Here is a 23,005-nt window from a genome sequence, read left to right as displayed (position 1 = left end):
CCCGCGGAGCGGGTAAGAGGCTGCTGCGCAGCCTCCCAGCGCAACGCCCCCGCTTCGCGGGGGCGTTGAACCGATCCGCGTTGCGGATCGGGCCTGGCTTCGCCAGGCTAGCTTTCTCTCCGCTTCGCTTCGAAAAAGCCCGCCCCCTGTCATCTTCGCTGACAGGGGGCGGGCAAATCGCTTCGCTCTCTTGCCCGCCGAGCTTCCGGCTCCGCCTCCAGCTCAAAGCCCCGCTCACGCGGGGCTGGCTAGCTACTCAGGCGGTGTGCTGCTTCCTTCGTTGAAAAGTTTCTGTGTTTCCGGTTTTGGGGCGAGTGCCTCCCCCGCTGCCTCAACCAGGGCGCAGCTTTGATCTTCGCGTCACTTCGGACTTCTCGCCGATGCCGCCCGCACGAGCGCTTCGAGATGCCCGGTCTCCAGGCTGCGATCAGGTACGCGGCTGCAGCTTGACCAGACGCACGGGCTCCCCGTCGAGAAGGAGTTCGTCGATCAAGCCGTCGGTGATCTCATCGTGTTCCCCGACCTGGGTCAGGCCGAGGGTGAGGTGGAAGTCACGGAGGGCGGCCCGAATCCGGCTTGGAAGAGTTGCGTAGTCGGGGGTCTCGGCGGGGTCTGCGGCAATGGTCAAGCGCGCCTCGCGCGGTGCATCGATCCCGGTGACGCCCACATTGAACCGTTCCGGGTTCCGTAGAGAGCTCAGATGTTGGGTGTGACCTGGGGTTTCGTGGTGCTGAGGTAGTGGTTTGCTTCGCACTCGATGGGCGGGATGTGCCCTATCTCACCGTGGAGTCGACTGTGGTTGTACCAGTCGATGTACTCGGCGGTGGCGAGCTCGACCTGGGAGAGCGTTCGCCACGGCCGCTGGGGCTTGATCAACTCGGTTTTGTAGAGCCCGATCGTCGATTCCATCAGGGCGTTGTCCAGGGCGTCCCCGACCAAGCCGATGCTCGCCGCGATGCCGGCGGCATCCAGATGGTCGGCCAGCTTGAACGACGTGTACTGCGACCCGGCGTCCGAGTGATGTATCAACTCGCCTCGAACGTGGGGGTGTTCGTCGCGGTCGCGTTGCCACAAGGCCATCTCCAGCGCGTCCAGGACGAGCCGGGTCTCCTTCGTGGTGGCGGCCGACCAGCCGACGATGCGGCGCGAGAAGGTGTCCACGACGAAGGCGACGTAGACGACGCCGGTCCAGGTCGCCACGTGGGTGAAGTCTGCGACCCAGCAGCGGTTCGGTGCGTCGGCGACGAAGTCGCGGTCGACCAGGTCCGGTGCCCTGGGTGCGGTGGGGTCGGGGATCGTGGTGATCACCTTCTTGCCGCGGACGGCGCCGGTGATGCCGAGTTCGCGCATGAGGCGTTCGACGGTGCAGCGGGCCACGAAATGGCCTTGTCGGTTCAGGTGGCGCCAGATCTTTCTGGCACCGTAGACACGGTAGTTGGTGTCGTACGCCTCCTTGATCAGGGGCTTCAGTTCGGTGTCGCGGACGGTGCGGGCCGCGGGGGCGTCCTGGCGTTTGCGGTGTGCGTAGTAGGTGGAGGGCGCGATCTTGCAGTCGTGGTCGGTGAGGACCCGGCAGATCGGCTCGACGCCGCCGAAGCGGCCCTTGTGCTCGTCGATGAACGCTACGAGCGTGTGTGTGGCCGGTCGAGCTCGGCCGCGAAGAAAGACGCTGCTGCCTTCCGGCCGGGCGCCGGCGTCGATCTGGTCCTGCCGCACCCACTTACGCAGCGTCTCGGTCGTGCCGATGCCGAGTTTCGACGCGACGGCCTTCATCGCGGACCACTCGGTGTCGTATTCCGGCCGCACCTCGGCGACCATGCGGACAGCTCGTTTGCGCAGCTCTAGCGGGTACTGGGAAGGACGTGCCATGACTCGATCCTCTCAAATGATCGAGCCCCTACCGAACCCGGAACGGTTCAGATCGGCCTGGGCGAGGTAGTTGTTCCCGGCCCGGCCGACCGGGTCCTCGTGCACGATGTACTGCAACTCCGCCCCCTCCGCCTGCTCGTCTCGGCGAAGATCGTCCCATGGCATCGGCTGGCGAAGCTGATCGGGTGCGCTACTACTGCCTGCCCTTCTGTTCCGCCCTGGTTTTGGAGCGGGCCAGGCGGTAGGACTCGGTGCCGGTCTCGATGAGGGTGGCGTTGAAGGCGAGCCGGTCCACGATCGCCGCGCAGAGCCGTGGATCAGTAAAGGTCCTGCTCCAGCCGGTGAACACCTCGTTGGAGGCGATCGCGATACTGGACCCGCTTGGGAGCCAACCACATCTCCGGCCTCCGCGCACTACGGGCGGCCGGAGCCGTCCATCACCGACCAACTCGACGCTGCGGAGCGGTGACCCGCGCCGATCCGACCAAGGGCCCCGCTGGGCTGTCCCGGCCTGGTCATATCAGCAGGGCACTGCCTCTGCCACGCGTGCCGTGGACGACCCGCTGCCACCGCGGCGAGGCAATCTCTGTCACAAACAGTGTGTCCAGTGCTTCCACTCCCCCGTCTCTGACAAGGTCGGAGACTTCTTCTTCCAGAGGGAAGTCTCCTTGCAGGGCGTCACAGTACAAGCAGCCATTGCTCAGATAGAGCTGGCTGAGCGTGGAGCTCCACCGGGGCTTGATCGAAGCAGCCAGGCGGGTGAATCCCTGCTCGTGCAGCAGTTCCTTGACCCAGGCTCGAGAGGACTCGTCCACGGTTCTCGGTGAGCCCTCAGCGGGGGACGGTCGCTCTGGATGCAAGCCGACGATGCAGGTGGTGGCTTCGCCGCACTTCCAGCACGGGCGAGTCAGGGCCAGCACACGTACCGGAAGCGTCGATGCGCACCCAGCCGGGATCACGTCTGTAATCCACGGATCGGTTCCGAACTGATCCTTTTCATTCCAGCGTTCACACCGGAAGGTAACGTCCTGACAGGTAGGGCACTGGACGCGCCGCTTGCCGTCCTCGCAGGGGACCAGCACTCCGGCGCCGGCCGCGACCGGCACTGAACACTCCACACACAGTCCGGCAAACCGGTTCGTGCCGTCCTGGACCACCTGGCCTGCGGGCCGGGGCGCGTCCAGTTCCGGTTTGCTTGCGTCAGCCGAGTCCAGTTGAGGGGCGTCAGCTGGGCAGTACACCTGCCAGCGGTCGTTGAGTCGGGTGCGGACACCGGCACCCGGCTGTACGTACACGGAGCAGTGGTCGGCCGCGCAGACGGCCCCGTACTTGTTGGAAGCCATCCGGCTCACCTCCTGCTCACCGCGCACGGGCCTGTTCCGCCGGATCGGCGGTCCTCCTTTTAGCTTTTGACCTTGTCACCCTAACCTCAGCAAAACCGCAGGCCACATGGGGGATGTCCGGATGCCCCGGCGGGCTCGTTCACAACACCACTGTGGGCACCACGCTCAGCCTCAGTAGCCACTGCCGGATGTCATGGAGGGCAGGAGTCCGGTGCGCCGGCCGTTATGTCCGCGAGCAGCGCGGGAAGAAGGTCCTCCTCGTAGGCCGGTACGCGGTGTTTGCGCATCGCGGGTACCAAGTGCTCGTCCCAAGGGGCGTCGGCATCCTGCAGGTGCAGAGTGTCGGTGCCCGTGACAGCGGCTGCGAGATAGTCGGCTGTGCTCATCCGCCACGTGATCGCGGCTGGTGCCGCAGCGAGGAGGGCGCGTACGTGGGCGAGGCCGGCCTGGTCGAAGTCGGCTCGGACGGCGACGTTCCAGCCTGCGTCCGACAAGGCTGCGACGGCGTCGCATTCCTGCTGCGAGGGTGTGCCGGCGGTGCAGATCACTCGCGGTGTCGCGGGACTGTCCTGGGTTATGGGGTGGTTGCTGGCTGCGGCCAGCACGGACGGGTTCTCGGTGACGAAGGCCCACCGGTCGGGTCTGCCGGGCGGCTCCCAGTCGATGCGGGCCAGTTCTCGGGGCGGCAGGGTGTAGGTCGCGCCGGGCGGGATCCGCCAGCCGCGGGGGGTGATGCCGGTGATGATGAGTCCGCCGAGCAGGTCGTCGAAGTCCACTCCCAGGCGGGCCCAGCCCGAACGCGCGGGGATGCCGGAGGAGCCGGTCAGGGCCAGCACCAGTGCCGGCAGTGCGCCCGTGTCGAGTGCATGGGGGTTTCCGGGTACCAGGAGGCGTCGGTCGATGCGCTGGCCGGGCGGCGGTAGTTGCGTGACGACCTGCACTGCCTGGCCGAGGAGTGCGGACGGATCCGGTGCGTTGAGCAGGCGGGTGATCCAGCCCTGAGTGCGCAGACGGGTGAAGACGGTATCGGGGCCGATGAGTTCACGGACGTGGCGGGGCAAGTCGGCTGCTGTTCTTTCGAGTCGAGTGCGTATCACGTCGGCTGCGGCGGTCTGCTGGGCGCGGCGGCGGGCGTTTGCTGCCAGTCGTCGGTTCGAGGCGTGGGCTGCGACGGCGCCGGGGGTGAGGCGGGGGCCGCGGGTGGCTACGGCGGCTGTCAGTCGTTCCAGGCTGACGCGGCGGTTTTGGCCCGGTTCCAGCTGTCCGTCGATGAGTCCGGCTGCGGCGGCTCGTTGCGCCGGTTCGGCGGGGAGTGTCACGGTCACGGCGGGTCCGCTGGTGAGGGATTCGTCTCCGCGGCGGTCGGCTGCTGTTGCCAGGGCCTGCCACAGCCAGGTGAGTTCGGGGTTGAGCAGCGGAGCCAGGTCGGCTCCGTCGCATGCTCCGTCGCACAGAGGGCAGTTCATGCCGCTCCCCCGGCCTTGGGTGCGGTATCCGTGTCTCCGGGCAGGGCTTGGGCTGTGCGGATGAGCATGGGGAAGGCGACGACGGTGCCGTCGGTGCCGGCTTCGAGGTCGTGGGCGTCGATGCCGTCCCAGGCGCCGGGTGCTCCGTCCCAGAGGTAGGAGGTGCACAGGATGTCCAGGTCGAGTTCGGCGAGATAGCGGGCGAGGCCTTCGCGGCCTCGTTCGTCTACTTCGGCGGGGACTTCGTCGAGTGGGACCAGGCGCAGGCCGGTGTGGGTGAAGCGGTCGTAGCTGGCGGCGATGGCGGCGAGCATGGGGGCGAGGACGACCAGGCGTCGTTCGCCGCCGGACAGGCCGGTGCGCGAGCCCCACTGGCCGGTGACTGGGCTGCCGTCGGGGCCGGGGCGTTCGACGAGGTAGCGGACTTCGACCCAGTTGCGGATGTCGACGGCGGTGGCGAGGCGTTCTTTCATGGTGGAGCCGTCGGCGGCGGCCAGCAGGGACTGCAGTGCCTGGCCGACTTCTTCCTTCTGCGTATCGGTGCGCAGGGCGTCGCCGACTTTGCAGGACAGTTCGTGCACGGTGCGGGTGGCGGCGTCGAGGTCGCTGCGCAGCTCGATCTGGACCTGTACGCCGACGCCGGAGGATGCCTGAGCTGCCCGCATTTTGCGGTTGACGGTCTTCTTCCAGCCGGTCAGGGCTGCCCATGCGGTGCCGATGGCGGAGGGCAGGCGGCCGATGACGAAGTCGCGCAGTGCTGCCGCTTCTGCGGCGTCGAGTGCGGCTTTGGCGCGGTCGGCGAGGGTGCGGGCGCGTTGGGCTGCGGTGAGGGGGTCGTGGTGGGTTTCGGCGTGGGTGAGGACAAAGGTGTCGAGTTGGTCGATGCCGGCGGGCAGGTCGTCGCGGGCGATGGTCCAGGTCTGGGCGAGTTCGGCGCGGACGGCGTCGTAGCGTTCGCCGAGGGTCTTCTTGGAGGCGGTGGGACGGCGGGCGAGCAGGGCGTCGACGGAGGTGAGGAGGGTGGCGGTGTCCTGGGAGGGGAGGCTGGGGTCGACGCCGAGGGCCTGGGCGAGTGGCGGCCAGGAGAGCAGGGCGGTCAGGTGTGCCCGGGTGGTTTTCTGCAGGGGGAGGGATTCGTTGAGGCGTTCTTGGGCGGCGGTGAGGTTGCTTTCGCAGGTGCTGAGGTGTTTTTCGGCGGCGAGGGTCTGCTCTGTGCCGTGTTTGAGCTGCTGGTGGAGGTCCTTGGTCTGTGCGGTGGCCTGCTCGTAGCGGCGTGCCGCGTCGTCGGCGTCGCCGTGGGACTGGGCTTCGGTGAGTTCTGCCTGGGTTTCGAGCACGGTGATGTGCATGTCCTGGGCGGTGTGCTGGAGTTCGGCGAGGTGCTCGGTGAGGGCGGCTTCGGCGGGCAGGGTCTGCACGATGCGCTGGATGCGGGGCAGCAGCCGGGTGGCCAGCTGGATTGCGCAGCCGTTCAGCTGCTGGACGGATGCCTGGCTCGTGTCGATCAGCTGGGCCAGGCCGGCGGGGTCGGCAGGCAGTCCCAGGCTGCGGGCGCGGGTCTGCCAGGCGGTGCGCAGGCGGGTGTGTTCGGCGGCGGTGTCATCGGCCCGCTGGCGCAGGGTCCGTGCGGTGCGGTGGCGTTCATGGGCTGTCTTCGCGGTGCGGGAACGTTCGGCCTCGGCGGTGGTCAGCTCGTCCCGTGGGGGGAAGCTGCGTCCTTCGGCGCGGAGGGCGTCGCGTTGCTGGCGGCGTTCGTCGGCGAGCCGGCGTTCGTTGGCGGCGCTGGTCTCGAGTTCCTGGGCGGTGGCGTCGAGTTCGTCGGCCCTGGCTTGTGCCCGGGCCAGGCGGGTTCGGGCTCCGATGTGTGAGGCGGCGGGGATCTGGTGGTCGGCGTCGCGCAGGGCGGTGGCGGGGTCGGCGGTGAGGGGGCCTGCGGTGAAGGTGCCGTCGCGGCCGATGACGAGCGCTGGTGCGTCCCGGCGGTCGGCGGCGGTGTCGGCCAGGGCGATGCGCTGCAGGACGGCGTGGGCGATGCCGGCGTGCGGGTGGCCGGGGGCGGTGGTGAGGGCGGCGGTCAGGTTGTGCTCTTGGACGGCCCCTGTGGGGGTGATGTGCCAGGTGTGGGTGGTGACGCCGCCGTTGTGCAGGTGGGCGCCGAGGATTCCGGCGCTGGCGAGGGCCAGCTCCAGCAGGGCCTTGTGGTCGTCGGCGTCGTCGAGGGCGGGGTGCCATTCGAGCAGGCTGCCGAACGCGGTGTCGTCCTCGCCCGGCCCGGCCCAGTCGGGGCGCGGCAGTGGCAGAAGCTGTCCCGAGCGCAGGTGGCGGGCTTCGGTGCGGTGCTGAGCGGCGGTGGCGGCGTGGCTTGCTGCGGTGGCGAGGTGGTGTTGGGCTGCGCTCTCGTGACCGGCTGCGAGGGTTTCGCCGGTGCGGAGGGCTTGGTCGGCCCAGGTGTTGAGTCGGTTGCGGACTGCGGCGGGTTCGGCGTGGATGAGGGAGTCGACGTCGTCGGTGTCCCACACCGTCGGCTCGTCCCCGTCCAGGGTGGCTTCGTCGTGCAGGCCCCGCAGAGTGGGATGTTCGGGTGCCCACCGCATCACCTCGGCGAGGGCCTGGCGGGCTGCCGAGCGGGCCGCCGCGGTGGCGCGGTCGTGGGCCTGGCTGGCTTCGTCGTAGGCGCTCTCGGCGCCTGCTGCCGTGCGGTGTGCGGTCGCGGCTGTTTCTTCGGCCGCCGCGACGGGCTCGTGGTCGCGCAGGACCAGCGTGGCCCGGTCGGCCGTGGAACGGTGTTCGTGGCCTCGGGCCCTCCACGTGGCGGCAAGCTGGTCGAGGCCCTCATGGTCGTGGGTGAGGGTGATACCTGGGCCCGGGTCGGCAATGCGGTCGGCGACCGGACGGGTGACGCGGGCGCGGGGGTGATGGGCGAGCAGGCTCTCCAGGGCCACCGGCGGAGAACCGGCCGTCTCGGCACGGGCCATGGTTTCTGCGAGGTCACCGATGATGTCGTCGAGGGCGTCCTGGCCAGTGCTGGTCTGGGTGCGGGCCTGCTGAGCGGCGGTATGCAGGCTGTCGTAGCTGCTGGATGCGGCGCGTTGTTCGGCGTGGAGCCGTTTACGCAGGTCGACGACGCGCCCGTAGGAGCGGAAGACGTCGCTGATTTCGATGGCACGGACGGCGGCCTGGGCCTTCTGGTGGGCCTCCTCGAGCCGTTGGACGTCTCCTGCGGCCTGGGCGGCTTCGGCGCTGGCCTTTTCCAGCAGGCCGGTGCACTGCTGGACGTGGCGTTTGCGGGTGCTGGCATCGTTGTGGGCGTGGCGTGCGGCGGTGTGGGCGGTGCGGGTGACGTCGACGGCATGCCCGGTCCATACGCGGGCGAACTCCTCAAGGAGGGTGGCGGCGTGCTCGTCGCGTTGGAACGCGTCGCGGGTGGTGTCGGATTCGGCGAGGGCCTCGGCGGTGGCGGTGAGCACGTCCTCGGCCACGCCGGGCAGGGACTGGCGCAGGGCGTCGGCGGCTGCGGCCGGGGAGACGTCGCCCAGCAGGGTGGGATTGCGCACTTCCCGTAGCCGTGAGGCGAGAAGCCTCAGTTCGCCGGAGGTGGTGGACCAGATGCGGGCGGCCAGCTCTTCGATGTAGTCCTCGGGTTCGGCGAAGACCCGTCCGCCGGCGGCCTCGACGGTGTCGGAGAACTCCTCGTGTTCCAGGGCGCTGTTGCGGGGGCCGCGCAGCGCCAGGTCTTTCAGCGGCCGGCCGGGCACGGTGAAGGGGACGACCCTGACGGCGGGGGTGGAGCTGGGCGAGTACTGCAGCCGCACACCGAAACTGACGATGCCGTCGGCTGTGCCGTCCGGCGTGTTCGATGCCGGTTCGCCGGCCGGGGCGGCGAACGTCAGCCACAGATAGCCGTACCGGCGGCCCTTGGCGGGGGCGCCGTCGCTCATCAGGAGTTTCAGCGTGGTGGGGCGTGCCTTGCCGGCGGCGAGCTTGGCTGCGTTCAGATCGAGCAGATAGGGCCACAGGGCTTCCAGCGCGGTGGTCTTGCCGGTTCCGTTGGGGCCGCGCAGCAGCAGCCGGCCCGATGCGGCGGGCAGGTCCAGGTCGCCGTAGCGCCACACGTTCGACAGCCCGGCGCCCACCAGCCGCCAGCGGCCGCCGAAGCGGCCGGTGTTGCCCGACGGTACGGGCGCCGGGGGCAGCGCGAAGTCCAGGTCGAGGATGTCGCTCATGCAGGGTGTTCCTCCGGGTTCTTGCCGGTCTCGATCGTGCTGAACAGGCCCTGCTGCGGGGAGGCCGGGGGGCTCTGTGGTGCCGGTGTGCCGCGGCGTCCACGAGTGCGGGCGGTTTTGGGCTGGGCGGTGCCTTCCTCCGCCCACCGGCCGGCGGTAGGGGCGAACCACCACAAGGAAGCCGTCCTGCCGTCGGCTGAGTGGACGGCGGGGGTCAGCCGGGCCAGGTGGGTGCCGGTGAGCAGGTCGCGGACTTCGTCAGCGAGCAGGACAGGGTCTTGGACATATTCGGTGCTCCAGCCACCGCGGCCGGAGGCGTTGCCGGCGCCGAATGCCGTCAGTGCTTGCACCACCGCTTCCTCGGTCAGACCGCGCCAGCCTGGCCCGGGGGCGTTGTCGGTGCTCCCGTGCAGGGCGGCGTGGTCGAGCAGCAGGAGCGCGGCGTGGGCGATGGTCCCGGGTGCGGGGAAGGGCACCGGGCCGAGTTCGTTCAGGTGGCGGAAGGCCTCGTCGGGCACGACGAATGCGGCGCCCTCCGCGCGGCGTTCCAGCACGAGTCCGAAGGCGTCGGCCAGCGGGCCTCCGTCGTCGCCGCGTACGCGCTGGCTCAGCCACTGTGCCTCTGTGTCGTCCAGCAGCGCGGTGTGCAGGCAGGTGTCGTCCACGAGCGCGCGGCGCATCCGGCGGGCGGCGTCCGGTTCGCGCTGTGCCTGTTCCAGCCATGCGTGCGGGTCGGCGGCCGGGTCGAGGCTGCCGGGGTTGGCGATGACGTAGGCCAGCCGGGTGTGGTGGACGGCCAGGAGTACGGGTGCCTGTTCGTCGTGGAGGTAGCGATCGAGGTCACCGTCGAGGCGTTCGATCACGCCGCGGTCGTCGAGCATGTGCAGGGCGGTCAGGATGGCGCGGCGTTCCGTGATGTCGTGGTGGGCGGGCAGTCCGGCCTCGGCAGCGGCGGCATGGGCCTGGGTGACCAGGTGTCCGACGGCAGTACGCGGCGGCATCGACTCGGCGGCGGCCAGCAGCAGGAAGAACCAGGAGCAGGCGGCGGGGCTCGGTCCTTGGTCGGCCCATGCCTGGGGGCGTGGTGGCGGGCTCTTGCGCAGGCGCACCAGGTCGCGTTCGACGATCAGGACCCATCCCAGCCGGGCGACGGCGGAGCGCAGCGCATGCTCGTTGCGGCGTACTGCGGCGATGAGTTCGTCGTCGCGGCCGCCGATGAGCCAGCAGGTGGCTGCCAGGCGGCGCAGGAGGGCGGCTGTCTCGGCGTCGGCCTCGGGGCGCCATGCTCTGCGCCGCTGTGCGGAAGGAGGGGTTGCCGGGGCCGGTGCGGGGGTGTCTGTGTCTCTGCTCATGCCGCGCCCTCCTGTCGGGCGACGAGGGGAAATGTGTCGGTGTCGGGCGGGCGCGGGCCGGTGTGCGGGGTGATGCGCAGGGTTGCGTGCGGTGAGGGGTCGTCGGTCGGCGTGGTGTCCGCGAGGGCGGCCAGGGCTGCGGCGGTAGGGCGCTGGCCGGGCCGGTGGAAGAGGGGTATGCGGCCGGGCAGGAGCACCCGCCAGGTGGGGGCGTGCAGGATGCCGGTACCGGAGCTGGTGTGGAGGAGTGTGCAGGCGAGGTCGCCGCTTGTGCCGGTGCGGCGGGGTCCGGTCGGGGCGGCGCGGGCGGCGGCCATCAGGGCGGCGAGCGCGGTCCGGGCGGCAGCCTCGTCCAGTTGCTGCCCGGGAAGTGCGGCCAGGACCGCGGCGAGCGCCTTGTGGTGTTCGGCTTGGCGGCGTGCCCGGGCCTCGGCGACCTCGGTCTTGGCCGCGGTGTCGTCGCGTGGTGCGGCGCCTCTGCCGCGTGGCCCGGACCGGCCGGCGGTCCGCAGCAGTGTCGGCACCGGCACCTGAGGTCCGCCCCGCCAGGAGGGGTTGCGGCCCATGTCGTCGTCTTCGTCGGCCTGACCGTAGAGCTTGCGCCAGGCATGGTCGCCAACCGCGGCCTGGAAGATCTGTACCCCGATCTCCGGGGTCAGCACCGCCTGGGCCAGGGCCAGGGCGCGGCTGCGGGTGGAGGCGGTGCCTGCCGAGGAGTGCAGTCGGCGCAGGTTGGCGTGCATGCCCGGCAGCGCCCTCACCAGGCGCAGCGAAAAGCGTGCAGCCCGTCCGGTGCGGGCATCGAACCACGCGCACAGTCCGTTCCAGTCGTCCGCGCGGCCGCCGCGGGAGGCGCTGAGGGCGCCCGCGGCGATGAGGTCGCGGGCCTGGGAGGCATCGACAGCCGCCTGGGCCAGCAGGCCGAACCATGGCCGCAGCACCGCGAGTGCTGCGGCGGCCCGTGCGGAGCCGGAGTCGAGTTCGGCTGCGACGCGGGTGGCATAGTCAACCAGCAGGCCCTTGAGATCGTTGGTGTTTTCTTCATCCAGGTCGAAGCGGTCGGCGAGAGTGATCAGGGCGTCCTCGGCACCGACAAGGGCGGCGTCGAGGTCGTCGTGGCTGGTGAACACGGAGCCCACGGCGTCCAGCACAGTGGCGTCGAGAAGGGCGGTATCGGGCTCGCTCTCGCCCAATGCCGCGGCGAGTCGCTCAAGGTGGGACACGATGCGGCTCAGCGAGGCGATCGGGATTTCCCGCGCGGTGACCGTTCCCGCCAGGACCTGGCGGTAGAAACGCTGGACGCGCCGGCCAGCGGGGCTGGCGGTGTAGCGCCAGTTCCGGGGCAGGATCTCGGCGTATCGGCGTGCGTGGCTGGTGTCCGACCGGAACGAGACCGCGCCCATGCCTTTCAGTGCGCCCAGGCGTGTCTCCACCAGGCGTGTGTCCAGGCGCATTCCGGCAGCCGCCAGTGCCGTCGCGACTTCGGCGGCTGTCAGGTCGGTCACCGACCCCTCCAGCACGTCCATGATCGCGATGTATTCGCTGGACTCCGGCCGCACCAGATATGCCACGACCTTACGCGCGTCGGTCGCGCTGTCCGCTGCTGCGGGTTTCTCTTCTTCCGGCGACACCGTTCCCCCTTCATGACGCCAAGGGCGCTTGTCCCCAAGCTCCTTCGGAAGGTAGACGCCCCCACTGACAATGCCCGTGGAAAACGTACATTCAAGGAGCCTCTGTCACACCGTGTGTGACGTGAATGCATCACTTCTCCGAGGCAGGAGTGATCAAGATTTCCTTGCGGTCAGCTGTCCTGCCTCATCTCACGGATGACGGCTTGAGCTGCGACGACGGTCGCAGTGGCGGGCGTCAGACAGGCCGCGAAACGGAGTATGGGCGGGTGGAGTGGCCGTCCTCTTCTTCAAGGCCAGCGGAAAGAGTTCAGCCATGTTGAGGGGTGAGGCTCCAAGCGATGAGAGTGCCCTGCGTGCTCGCCTTCCGCATTCCAATAATTCGATAAAGCGTTCGACTTTCCGGTGGGTTCGTTACCCGTCCGGCACGGCAGCGCAGTCGTACGCCGGGGTGCCCACATGGAGACGTCCGGGGCTGCCTGAAGACCCTGGCGGCCGAGGGGACTCTTGAAGGGACCCCTCCTGGCGTGTTCTTCACAGCCACCTCGGCCCGTCCTGATGACGCTGGGCCGGAGTCGAAGAGGACTGCCTGAAGATGCGGCTGGTTGTACTGGAGCGCAAGGTGTACGCCGGGACCGCCAGAGAGGACGAGGTGAACGTCAAGCGTGGCACGTACCCGGTGGACGCGGACGGCGTCTGTCTCCTGGTCGACCGGGCCACCGAGGATCCCACTGAGGATAAGGCCACCGCACCGGCAGGTGCGGGCACACCAACCGTGGTGGGCGACCGGACCGTTCCCGCTCTTCAGCACTGGTGCTGCGGTACGGGATTCAAGGTGTCCGTCGGCGCCGAATGTTGCCTGCCCTGGGGGCATATCCGGGCGGCGGACAGCCCTACACAACGACGGCAGGGGCAGCGTCTTCGGCCGTCCAGTCGCCGTCGAAGAGCGCGGCGACCAGCCGGACATGCGCGTCCGGGAGGTGGCCGGCACGGTGCTTGGTGCGGGCTTTGGCGAGCCAGGCGCCGATCTTGACCGTCTCGTCGTCCACGCGGATGGCTTCGCGTGCGGTGGGAGCGCGACCTTCGCGGTGGAGGAAGAGTTCCAGGAGTTGGGCAGTCTGCTCGAAGGTGCGGCGGGTGCGGCGGGCCGGGGTCAGCGGGTTGTTCTCAGGGGTCAGTCCGAGGGATGTCATCAGCTGCTGCTGGCCGGGGCGGAGGGTGGGCCAGGTGGTGAGCTGACGGTGGAGCCAGGAACCGATGTTCACGCCGCCGAGGAGAGTGTCACGGGACAGGGCGGCCGGGTCGGTGCCCTCGGCGAGGTGTGCGCGCAGCAGGTGGTATTTGCGGTGCCAGTCGGCGCCGTGGGGCAGGCGCCAGTCGGGGTCGAGTTGGGTGAGGGCGGCGGCGCGGGTGGGGTCGAGTTGGTTTTTGCCGGCGAGGTGACGCTGTTCGGCGAGCCAGGCCCCGGTGGGTGTGGTGGCGGGGGCGGCGAGGTGGTTGTGGGTGCGCAGGTAGTCGGCGGCTGCGGCGAGGCGTGCACGCCATGCGGCGTCGTGCTTGTCCCAGATCATGTCCAGGGCGTCGAGTTCGGTGATCCAGTCGGCGTCGAGGCGGCCGGTGGTGTGGGCGTCGCGCATGGTGGTGATGAAGGTGCCGAGGACGTAGCCGTAGGAGTCGGTGTAGTCGGCGGGGACGTCAAGGTGATGGTGGATGTCGTGGTAGGCCTGGGCTGCAGCAAGTCCGGCGAGGCGGGAGCGGGAGAGGGCCGTGTCGTGGGGGTTGAAGGAGGTGAAGTCGAGGGCGCGGGCGATGCGCTCGGGGTGAACGGTGAAGTCGAAGTGCCAGCGGTGCTGGATGAGGCCGCTGATCTCTTTGGGCAGGCGGTTGGCCTTGTCGGGGAGACGCTCGAGGATGCGGTGGTCGTGGCTGGCGAGGGCGGTGCTGATGGCCCAGACCGGTTCGTAGGCGGTGCCGAGGATGTCGGTGGGGTCGGTGCCCGGCGGGATGTAGACGGGAACGACGAGGCTGGCGATCTTGCCGCTGACGGACAAACGCAGGGCGCGGCCGAGGGCCTGGACGCAGCGGATGACGCTGCGGGTGGGGTCGGCGAAGACAATCGCGTCGACGCTGGGGATGTCGACGCCTTCGGCGATGACTTTGGCGTTGGCCAGGACAGCCCGTGGTGAGGCCGCGAACCTGGCGAAGGTGTCTGCGCGTTGCGCGGAGGGCATGTCGCCGTGGACGAAGAAGACGTCGGGGCTGATGTCGGGGCACAGGTCGGGGGCCTGGGAACGCAGGCGGCGCAGGGTGTGGGGTAGTTCGCGGGCGAAGCGTTTGGCGTCTTCGACCAGGTTGAAGTAGACCAGGACGCGCCGCTGCTGGTGGGTGGTCATGGCTTTGAGGACAGCCAGGTGCAGGGCAGTGGTTCGCAGTGCCTCGTCGGTGGCGGGCTGTTGATCCGCGGTGGTGCCGGGGGCGGGCAGGTTGAGACGTCTGCGAAGGTCGTCGTCGGTGAGGGTGGGGACGATGATGCGGTAGTCGGCGACCCGGTCGTCGTCGATGGCTTGAGCGAGGGTGTATTCGAAGATCTTCTTGCCGTAGACGGCGGGGTTGTCCATGGAGTTGGCTCGGGCGTCGCTCCCCTCCCCTGCTGCGGGCAGGCGACCACGGGGGCGGGAGAGGTCCGCAGACTCGGCCAGGTCGGGTGCGGCAAAGATGCGCGGGGTGGCGGTCATGTAGAGGCGGCGGTCGGCGCGGATGCGTGTGGCGTCGTGGACCGCGGCCCATTTCTTGTCGGCCCGGCCAGCGATCCGGTGAGCTTCGTCCATGACCGCGAGGTCGAAGGCGGGAACGTGGTGGGAGGTGTGCTGGGTGTTCTCGATCTTGTCGAGGGAGTCGTAGGTGCACACCGCCGTCAGACCGGGCAGCGCGTCAGGTCCCGCGCCGACGGCGGCGAGGAGGGAGGCCAGGAGGCGGTAGTCGGTGACGGAGCCGATGCACGCCTGGACCAGGGCGTCGTGGGCGGCCGCGTCCATGGAGGAAACGATGACGAGAGGCTCTCGGTGACCGTCGCGGCGCAGGGCCAGGGCGGTCTGTGCCGCGAGGTCGAGGGTGGGGACGACGAATAGGAGACGGCGCGCCAGCTGATGAGCGGCTCGGCTGGCTACGAGGGTCTTGCCCGTGCCGGTCGCGGCGACGTACAGGCCGCGGGTGCCGGGCCTGTGGAGATGCTTGAGGATCTTACGGAGAGCCTCTTGCTGGTCCTCGTGCAGAGGTAGAGGTTTGCGCCGCCGCCCGCGCGGTAAGGGCGGATCCAGCCCCAGGCTGTGCAGGTCTTGAGCGGTGAGCGGCTGCGGAACAGCCGCCGGGGCCGGGTCCAAGGGAGTCTCCAGGCGGTGCGTGGCAGGCCGGTGGCAGGAAGCGTCATCCGATTCTGTCAGTCCTCCTCCGCCGTCACGGCTGTCCCTCCCCTACGACGCGGCCGTCCGGGGTGGCGGGCCGATGGTCAGGGTGCCTGGGGCGCGGGTGCCGGGGCTGGGGGCTGGGAGGGCACGGTCTGCGTGACAGTGGACGTGGTCTGCGCGGCCAGTTTGCGGTAGCCGGTGGCAGTGATGGTGTGCCACGACAGGTAGAAGCCGACAGTGGCCAGGACTCCGAGAATGGTGGCCGTGACAAGGAGCAGGGGCCGGTGCTCGACGGAGTATCGTCCCAGTGCGAGGTCGATGGCCAGAGTGAGCAGGATGCTGTTGAGGACCCAGCCGCGGCAGATCCTCAGGCGGGAGCGCGCGTAGTCGGCCCGGGCGGTCAGGGCCGGAATCTCAGCGAGTTTGAGGCGTGCCTGGGCGTAGGCGGTGGAGGAGGGGAAGGACTGGGCGCGCAGCCTGCGGCGTGCGGGGGTGAGGGCGGTGTCTGCAGCCCGGTCGATCAGGATCCCCACAGCGTAGGCGAACGCAAGGGCCGCACCAGCCGCGAGAGGCGTGCTGGCCACGGGAGCCAGCCGACTGCTGTTGTCGGGGCCGGCGATGGCGGCTGCCAGGATGCCCAGTGCGGTGAGAAAGCCGATGCCGACGACGAGGACTTCGACGAACATGGCGGTGGCGGCAACGACCGCGGACGGCTCAGGCTGCGGTGGTCGGGTCACAGATCTATCCCCCAGATTTCTGCCATGTCGTAGAGCATGGTGTCGGCAAACGGACCCTCGTCCCACAGGTCCCGCAGGGTGAAACTGTCGAAATCGAGGCGCTCGAAGATGATGAGGCTTTCCGGCTGCGAGGCCAGGATGAATCGTCCATCCTCGAGGAAGTGGTCGCTGGTCGGGCCGAACTGGACGTAGGCACGGGTCAGTTCTCCGCGTCGCGCTTCGGCGAACTCCGTCAGTCGGTAGTTGTAGTCGTTTATGTCATCAGGGATCGCCCGCTGGAGTACTTCGATGACCTCGTGGGAGAGTTCTCTGTCAAAGGAGTGGTGGGCGAACGTGCGATAGATGCCCTCCGTCCCCGCGAAGAGCTTGTTGCCGCGGGTGAATTCGGGGTGCCGCTCCAGCGCCTCCATCACCCGACCGATCTCTGCCTCATACAGCTCTATCAGGGCAAGTGCACGGTACAGCGGGCGACTGACATCGGAGGGGATCTGCAGGTTGCCGGGCGGCTTGTAGGCGAGGTCGTGGTAGTCGTTGGCCCAGACGTCGACGATGGGGGTGCGGATCTGTATCTCGCACTCGTACGGTTGGCCGTCCGGGTCCGTGAAGCCGCCGATGGCCGGTACCTGGACGTGGAGCCGGGGATACTCGAAGCGTTCCTCACGTCCCGGCAGCATGAGACGGTAGTCCTGGACAACGTCGTCGCTGACGTCGAAGGCTTCTTTGACCAGGGAAAGGGCCGGATCGTACAACTCCGGGTGTCGGACGGTCATCCGCACACCCACCTTGTCGGTGACGTCGTTCCAGGGATCGGTGTAGCCCTTGCGGTGGATCTTTGCGACGTATCGGCCTACGCCTTTGGTGCGCTGAGCGACGACACAGTCGAACCGGGCGCGGGCGGCGCGTCGGCGTATGTGGTCGGCAGTGCACCGGGCGGCCTCTTCGATGCGGGGTTCCTCCGCACGGTAGCGGTGGAAGGCCTCATTAACCGTCAGCGTCACGGCTGTCTTCCAGGGCGTCGGCGTCTGTCGTCTGCGGAGCCGGAGTCTTCTTCCTGCTGCGTCCTCCAGGCGGCGCCCATCCCTGGGTGTTGGTGACTTCGCCTGTCACGGTGGCCATGGTCCGTCCGTCGTCCAGGGTTTCGAAGGTGACGGTCTCTTCGATGACGTCCAGGGGGGCAACAAGGAAGGCACCGCTAGCGAAATCGACCCGGATCTTCTGCAGGCGCGGGTCGATCTGTTGGGTGTCCTTGACGAAGGTCCGGTCGGGGATGCCGTTCTCGGAGAGGTGAGTGAGGAACTCCCTCCTGTGATCCCCTTTCAGGTGCAGGTCGGTGAACGTTCGAGGGGTGATGGTGCCCGGCGCGCTGTTGAGTTCGGAGAGAATCGCCATGGTGTAGTCGATGCGGGCTTGAGCGTCCTCGGGCTCACTCAGGCGGCTGTTCACCCACTTGAGTGCCACATCGTGGAACCTCCCGGTCACCTCGGCCGGGTCTTCCGTGAATGTGCAGCCCAGGAATGTGCGCAGGAAGAACCCTGAGATGCGTTGCTGGCTGCGCTGCCGGTCGGCCGCCCATCCCTGCAGCAGGTCCGCCTCGACGCCATCGGCGGTGAAGAGGGCCAGTTTGAACACGTTGGCCTTCTGGGTGAGCAGGAGGTCGGCGTAGAACTGGACGTCAAAGGTCCGCTTTCCCTCTTCCCCGACACGTCGGGCCTGTATTCCGCTCTCCGGCTCCAGCTTGATCAGAAGCAGGCCGCGCTGCCGGGCGAGCTTGACCTGAGCGACCACCAGCAGCCCGCTGGAGGCCGAGCCCGTCTGTGCGTCCTGAAGATGCCGGGCCAGTTGACAGGAGGTCTCTACAAAGTCTTCCTCTCCCGTCATGAAGCCCCGCGCCCAGTCCGGGAGAGGGGACTTGAGCTCAGGATCCTCTGTCACTGACAGGGCATGACCTTTCAGGATCCCGATCAGGCGTTTTTCCAGCGCGCTTTGGACTTTGTCCGTCAGCTGGCTGGCCTCGTCGCTGAGTTCGACCGTGTAGTCCCCGGAGTCCTTCTTCGTCCGCGTGGGTACCGAATGCACGATGGCCTGCTCGATGACGAGTTCACCAAAATTCGTACGCATCTCTACCTCGGTGTGTGGCCCCGTGCCCCGTCGGGGGCACCGGGGAAGGCCGTAGATGCAGCCCCCGGACGGGTCGCTGCGGAGAAGAGGCGCCCGTTGAGGGCATCCCCGTACGGGAGCGCCGTGCACGGCAGGCTCCCCCCGGCCGCGTTGCTCACGCTCTGTCATGAGGGAGCGTAGTGGCTGATAACACCTCGTGTCCCCCAAGTCGCATTCACGTGGCCTGTTTTGTGTGTGGTGCTTGAGTTGTTCCGACAGGAACGTGCGTGGACAGGACGGCGTGAGAACCGGGCCGACAGTTGTACGACAAGGGGTGGAAAGGCCGCCGTGGGCTGGCCTGTTGTGGCTCGCGCACGAGGTGCACCGGGCTGTTTGTCCCTGGGGATGCGTCAGCTGCCGGCCAAGGACCCGGTGCTCTCGAAACGCGGCCGAAAGTCAGCCACATGCAACCCTACGATGCACCGTGACGGTCGGTGTTGCTCCGGGAGGAATGCATGTGTGCCGCCCATTCCGCTCTGCGGCAGCGCAGTTCGATGCTACGGCCACGGATGAATATGACGGTGTGTCGCTGCCGGCCGCATCGACTGTGCCAGCAACGTCGAGGCAGCCCTCAGTTCGTCATCGCCGCCCGCGCGGCTGCGCCTGACAGTCGGGGCATCAGTGCGTTGTGGCAAAGGGAGTCCCTGTTCGATGAGCAGGGACTTCTTCGTGTCCGGGGCATGATCGCGGAGGGGTAGGGGCAGGCAGCCGACGGCTTGTTGTGGATCGAGGAGGGTGCGATGCCGTCGGTGCTGGGGTTGATGGAACAGCGTGAGGCGCGGGCGGGGCAGGATCTGGAGTCCTGGACAGAGGTCCTGGAGCAGGCTCAGGCGGAGGTGGATGCCGCGCGGGAGCGGGTCGAGCGGGCCCGGGTGGGGAGTGAGGAGCTCGTGTCGGTGCTGGCCGGGGAGAGCCCGGTCAATACGCCGGTCTCCGTGCGGTCTGGTGGTGCGATGGCTGCCTCCGTGGGACAGAGCGGCCCCGGCGCGGGGCATGGCGAGAGGCCGCAGGTGTGGCGGTCGGGCATGGGCGAGGAGGTGCTCAGCGGCCTGTACCGGGAGGTGTTCGCCGCGGTGGTGGCCGCTTCGGGGCCGGTGAACGGGGTGGAGCTGACGCGGGCGGTGGGCCGGGAGGCGGAGATCAAGAACGAGGTGGAGAAGATCCGGCACCGTGCCTACGTGCTGGAGAGGCGGGGCTGGCTGGTGCGGGCGAAGGACGGGCGGTTCATGCCCGCGCCTTCAGCAGTCGGCCGGGGCGCTTCTCCGGCCAGCGCGGAGCGTCCCCGGCCAGGCGCCTCGACAGCCTGATCACGGCGGCCCACCACACCATCTGGGCGTGGTGGTCGGGGCGGCGTTCGTGGTCGCGGTTGAGGCGGCGTGAGCGGGAGAGCCAGCTCAGAGTGCGCTCCACCACCCACCTGCGGGCCAGTACGACAAATCCGCGTTGTCCGTCCAAGCGGCGCACGACCTCGACGCGCACCCCGTGACGGGCGAACGCCTCGGCCAGTGCGGGGCCCTGGTAGGCGCTGTCGACCCACACCAGCTTCAGCAGCCGGCCCGGCTGGGCCGGATACGTCTCCAGCAGTGCGGGGGCGGCCTTGGAGCCGTGCACATCGGCCGTGGTCACGGTCACCTCCAGGAGCAGGCCCTCGGTATCGGTCAGGATGTGGCGCTTGCGCCCGTCACGTGACTTGCCGCCGTCGTATCCGCGACTGTCCTCGCCGACGGTCTCGGAGGCGTCCACCGACTGACTGTCGATGATTCCCGCGCTGGGCTCGGTGTTGCGGCCTGCGCGTTCCCTCGCCGTGCGGCGCAGGCGTTCGTGCAGTTCACGCACGTAGTCGCAGGCCCGCCAGCGGCAGAAGAAGTCGTAGACCGCCCGCCAGTACGGGAAGTCGACCGGCATGGCCATCCACTTCACGCCGTTGTCGACCAGGTAGCGCACAGCGTCAAGTATCTCGCGGTGGCAGTACGCTTCCGGCCGTCCGCCCCGCTTGAGCAGCCAGGCCGATACCGGCATCGCGGAGCGGACCTCGGCCCACTCCGCATCCGTCATGTCACTCGGATAGCACCGAGCCCGCCATACCGGAGCGATCGAACCGAACCTGTGCACGTAGCAGTCACACCCAGGGGTGACCGTGGTGGACGCGAGCACAGCAGGGATGGTCAACTCGTCAGACAACGGGTCTCCTTGCTCGTGACCGGCCTCAACAACCACGTCACTACCAAGGGGCCCGTTTCTTCATGCCCACAACCACATGGGCATCCCTGTCCGAGCGATCACCCGCACCGCAGGCTTCGAACGAGATCCGGTTTGCCACAACGCACTCAGTCACCCGCTGCGGCAGGCTGTCGCCCGCGCCGAGCCCGTCGGCCCTGACACGACTACGGAGCCGATCCGGATACGGAGGCCCAGTCCATGGCGCGTCTCCTCGACGTGCCCGCCGAAGTCACCGACCGTCTGGAACTGGGAGTACGCGTGCCTCAGGAACGCATCGACCGACACGCTCTGAGGGACGCCGACTGGTGGGCGCTGCTTCGCGGCCCACTGCCCCTGGCCGAGCACCAGCAGGTCCGACTCGCCCGCGCCCTGCGTGAGCCCCACCTCCAAGAGGCCCTCGAACGCCTGCCGTTGTAGTGCGGAGCCATCCACCCCGGCCAAGGGCTGTCGCGCTTGCCCTCAGCTGCGGGCGGGGCGTACTGCTGGACCAGGCAGAGGTGTTCGGCCCCGTCGCTTTGACACCAACAGCCTGGCGTCTCCTCGCCGACTGGCAGTGGACCGCGAGCAGGAGGACGTCCAGGAGATGTCCACCGCCCAGCGGACCTCGTCGGCCGACTCCAGGATCTCTTCCCGCGAGGCCAGGATCGTCGATTCGTCGTTGTCGATCCTCTTCGACCAGAGGGTTGCCCCGGTCTCATCGACCACCGCCGAGTGATGGCCCTTGCCCGTACCGATGCCGCACCGTACGCAGCCAGACTGCTTGCTCACTTGACCCTCCTCGTTTCGCACAGCATGCCGTCGGTCCGAGGGCCACCCCGATGTCATCTCGGTCATCAGCGATCACACAAGGCGCGCGCACCTCAACCAGCAGCCGGGGAGCCCTCGAGGTGAGGTTCCCCTCGTAGCGTGGAGCCGTGACAGCAGGGGAAGTTGAGTGTCATGGCGGAGAAGCGTCGGAAGTTCACGGCGGAGTTTCGTGAGGGGGCGGTACGCATCGTGACGGAGACCGGGAAGCCGGTCCCCGAGGTCGCGGAGGACCTGGGGATCAACGAGACGACCCTGGCGAGCTGGGTCTCGCGGGCGAAGCGGGCGGAGAAGGCCACGCCGGAGGACCAGGACGCGCTGATCGCCCGGCTGACAGCGGAGAACGCGGCGCTGAAGAAGGAGAACAAGGAGTTGGGGATGGAGCGCGATGTCCTCAAACGCTGCATGGTCCTGTGGGTGAAGTAGCTGCGGCGGACCCGGCCGCCGTGGCCAGGGTGATCAGCGACCACAGGACCGGGCACAACATCCCGCACACCGTCTCGTGCCGCGCCCTGGGCGTGAGCGAGTCGTGGTTTTACAAGTGGCGCGGTCGGCGGCCCACCGGGCGTGAACTGCGCAGGCAACAACTTGCCGACGAGATCAGGGAGATCTTCACCGAGTCCGGCGGCACCTACGGATCACCGAAGATCTTCATCCTGCTGGTCCGCAAGGGCTGGCGCATCTCGGTGAACACCGTCGCGAAGCTGATGGCCGAACTCGGCCTCGTCGCCCGGGTGGTGAAACGCCGAAACGGGCTGACCAGGCGGGCAAGCGGCCGGCCGCACCCGACTTCGTCCAGCGGGACTTCACCGCCGAGGAGCCTGATCTTGTCTGGGCGGGCGACATGACGGAGATCGTCACCGAGGAGGGAAAGCTCTACCTCGCCACGGTCATCGACTTGTTCTCCCGGCGCCTGCTCGGCTACGCGATGGGCGACCGTCACGACGCGGACCTGGTCGTGGCCGCGCTGAATATGGCCGCGGCCACCCGCGGCGGTGACGTCCGTGGCGTGATCTTCCATTCGGACCGCGGCAGCGAGTACACGTCCCGGAAGTTCGCCCGCGCCTGCCGCAGGCTGGGAGTGACGCGGTCCATGGGCCGGCGCCGTACACCGAGGAAAGGCCAGCACCATGTCCGAGAGCACAGCTGTCGCCACGGGACTGACATCCCAGTACATCACCCAGGTGACCGGCGACCTCAAGCACAATCTCAAGGAACAGGAACGCATCGGGGCGGAAATAGCCACCCTGCAGGAGCAGCTGACCGCCCTGCAACAGGACCACACTGTGCTGGTGAACATGCAGCAGGCACTCGGTATCACGGAGTCACCGGCCGAGCCTGCAGCGACCCTCGCGAGCGCGACCGTGTCCTCCCCCCGAAAGGGTGCCGACGCCAGCCCTCGCGGCAGGCAAAGGGCAAAGAAGACCGCCGCCGCACAGGCAGACCCGACGGCCAAGAAGGTCACGCCCAAGGCGGTGGCCGCCACGAAGACGGCCCAGACCACCTTGGTGGAACTCATCCGCCGCCACCTTACCGAGCAGAGCGAACCGCGCTCCGCTACGGAAATTTCCACCGTGCTCGGCCAGGCCCATCCCGAACGCGACATCAAGACCAAGGTCGTACGGATCACCCTCGAAGGACTCGTGGCCAAGAGTCAGGCTCAACGGAGCAAGCAGGGCACCTCGGTTTACTACAGCGCCCCTGACGCGCCGGAACCGACCACTGTGCCCCAAGCCGAGGAACAGCCCGCCGACACGGACCGCTGAAGCCTTGAGGCAGCAACCGCACCGACACTCCCCTCC

The 23,005-nt window shown here is 68.6% G+C and carries 17 protein-coding genes and 3 pseudogenes; 6 read left to right on the top strand and 14 right to left on the bottom strand.

The window, feature by feature from the left end:
• Positions 1-427: 427 nt before the first annotated feature.
• The 12 genes and pseudogenes from ACIQPQ_RS37240 to ACIQPQ_RS37185 form a co-directional block, all read right to left on the bottom strand.
• Positions 428-667, bottom strand: a complete 240-nt coding sequence (locus tag ACIQPQ_RS37240; protein ID WP_401313291.1) for a hypothetical protein — start codon at positions 665-667, stop codon at positions 428-430.
• Between the two features lie 29 nt (positions 668-696).
• Positions 697-1,869 (bottom strand): IS3 family transposase, encoded by a 1,173-nt coding sequence (locus ACIQPQ_RS37235; protein ID WP_401313289.1) that lies wholly within the window; start codon positions 1,867-1,869, stop codon positions 697-699.
• Positions 1,870-2,062: 193 nt separating this feature from the next.
• Positions 2,063-2,245: pseudogene (locus ACIQPQ_RS37230) on the bottom strand (ATP-binding protein); the annotation flags it as partial.
• 139 nt (positions 2,246-2,384) lie between these two features.
• Positions 2,385-3,212 carry a hypothetical protein gene (locus ACIQPQ_RS37225; RefSeq protein ID WP_401313286.1) on the bottom strand — a complete coding sequence of 276 codons (828 nt, stop codon included), beginning with the start codon at positions 3,210-3,212 and terminating at the stop codon, positions 2,385-2,387.
• A 191-nt stretch (positions 3,213-3,403) separates the two neighbouring features.
• Entirely contained in the window at positions 3,404-4,678 is a 1,275-nt protein-coding gene (locus ACIQPQ_RS37220; protein ID WP_401313283.1) for a DUF2399 domain-containing protein, read from the bottom strand.
• A complete protein-coding gene (locus ACIQPQ_RS37215; RefSeq protein WP_401313280.1) occupies positions 4,675-8,901 on the bottom strand; it encodes an SbcC/MukB-like Walker B domain-containing protein in 4,227 nt (1,408 codons plus the stop codon). Before ACIQPQ_RS37215 ends, ACIQPQ_RS37220 begins: the two co-directional genes overlap by 4 nt.
• The gene (locus ACIQPQ_RS37210) at positions 8,898-10,253 is read right to left on the bottom strand and encodes a DUF2398 family protein (protein WP_401313277.1); all 1,356 of its coding nucleotides are present in this window, start codon (positions 10,251-10,253) and stop codon (positions 8,898-8,900) included. Before ACIQPQ_RS37210 ends, ACIQPQ_RS37215 begins: the two co-directional genes overlap by 4 nt.
• Entirely contained in the window at positions 10,250-11,884 is a 1,635-nt protein-coding gene (locus ACIQPQ_RS37205) for a DUF2397 family protein (RefSeq protein WP_401313274.1), read from the bottom strand. The genes ACIQPQ_RS37210 and ACIQPQ_RS37205 overlap by 4 nt, the downstream gene beginning before the upstream one ends.
• An 890-nt stretch (positions 11,885-12,774) precedes the next feature.
• Positions 12,775-15,153 (bottom strand): Helicase associated domain protein, encoded by a 2,379-nt coding sequence (locus ACIQPQ_RS37200; RefSeq protein ID WP_401313308.1) that lies wholly within the window; start codon positions 15,151-15,153, stop codon positions 12,775-12,777.
• Positions 15,154-15,386: 233 nt separating this feature from the next.
• Positions 15,387-15,971, bottom strand: coding sequence for a hypothetical protein (locus ACIQPQ_RS37195; protein WP_401313271.1), 585 nt, complete (start codon positions 15,969-15,971; stop codon positions 15,387-15,389).
• Between the two features lie 47 nt (positions 15,972-16,018).
• Positions 16,019-17,020: a hypothetical protein gene (locus tag ACIQPQ_RS37190; protein WP_401313269.1), complete on the bottom strand. Its 1,002-nt coding sequence runs from the start codon at positions 17,018-17,020 to the stop codon at positions 16,019-16,021.
• On the bottom strand, positions 17,004-18,140 hold the full coding sequence (locus ACIQPQ_RS37185; RefSeq protein ID WP_401313266.1) for a nucleoid-associated protein: 1,137 nt from the start codon (positions 18,138-18,140) through the stop codon (positions 17,004-17,006). The genes ACIQPQ_RS37190 and ACIQPQ_RS37185 overlap by 17 nt, the downstream gene beginning before the upstream one ends.
• A gap of 779 nt (positions 18,141-18,919) precedes the next feature.
• Between ACIQPQ_RS37185 and ACIQPQ_RS37180 the strand changes: the two genes are divergently transcribed.
• A complete protein-coding gene (locus tag ACIQPQ_RS37180; RefSeq protein WP_401313263.1) occupies positions 18,920-19,486 on the top strand; it encodes a hypothetical protein in 567 nt (188 codons plus the stop codon).
• On the opposite strand, the gene ACIQPQ_RS37175 is transcribed toward ACIQPQ_RS37180, so the two are convergent.
• Positions 19,404-20,234, bottom strand: a complete 831-nt coding sequence (locus ACIQPQ_RS37175) for an IS5 family transposase (protein WP_401313260.1) — start codon at positions 20,232-20,234, stop codon at positions 19,404-19,406. The genes ACIQPQ_RS37180 and ACIQPQ_RS37175 overlap by 83 nt on opposite strands.
• Before the next feature lie 363 nt (positions 20,235-20,597).
• Between ACIQPQ_RS37175 and ACIQPQ_RS37170 the strand changes: the two genes are divergently transcribed.
• On the top strand, positions 20,598-20,816 hold the full coding sequence (locus ACIQPQ_RS37170) for a hypothetical protein (RefSeq protein WP_401313257.1): 219 nt from the start codon (positions 20,598-20,600) through the stop codon (positions 20,814-20,816).
• A gap of 150 nt (positions 20,817-20,966) precedes the next feature.
• On the opposite strand, the pseudogene ACIQPQ_RS37165 reads toward ACIQPQ_RS37170, so the two are convergent.
• Positions 20,967-21,167: pseudogene (locus ACIQPQ_RS37165) on the bottom strand (transposase); the annotation flags it as partial.
• A gap of 171 nt (positions 21,168-21,338) precedes the next feature.
• Between ACIQPQ_RS37165 and ACIQPQ_RS37160 the strand changes: the two are divergent.
• From ACIQPQ_RS37160 to ACIQPQ_RS37145, 4 genes and pseudogenes are all read left to right on the top strand, one after another.
• Entirely contained in the window at positions 21,339-21,629 is a 291-nt protein-coding gene (locus ACIQPQ_RS37160) for a transposase (RefSeq protein WP_401313254.1), read from the top strand.
• A gap of 20 nt (positions 21,630-21,649) precedes the next feature.
• Positions 21,650-22,051: an IS3 family transposase gene (locus ACIQPQ_RS37155; protein ID WP_401313251.1), complete on the top strand. Its 402-nt coding sequence runs from the start codon at positions 21,650-21,652 to the stop codon at positions 22,049-22,051.
• Positions 22,048-22,257, top strand: a pseudogene (locus ACIQPQ_RS37150) (DDE-type integrase/transposase/recombinase); the annotation flags it as partial. The gene ACIQPQ_RS37155 and the pseudogene ACIQPQ_RS37150, both read left to right, overlap by 4 nt.
• 76 nt (positions 22,258-22,333) lie before the next feature.
• Positions 22,334-22,969 carry a hypothetical protein gene (locus ACIQPQ_RS37145; protein WP_401313248.1) on the top strand — a complete coding sequence of 212 codons (636 nt, stop codon included), beginning with the start codon at positions 22,334-22,336 and terminating at the stop codon, positions 22,967-22,969.
• Positions 22,970-23,005 lie beyond the last annotated feature (36 nt).

The organism is Streptomyces sp. NPDC091281, from assembly GCF_044757425.1.
GTDB lineage: Bacteria > Actinomycetota > Actinomycetes > Streptomycetales > Streptomycetaceae > Streptomyces.
The sequence above is the reverse complement of the archived record's forward strand: the minus strand, read 5'-3'. Positions and strand labels throughout refer to the sequence as shown.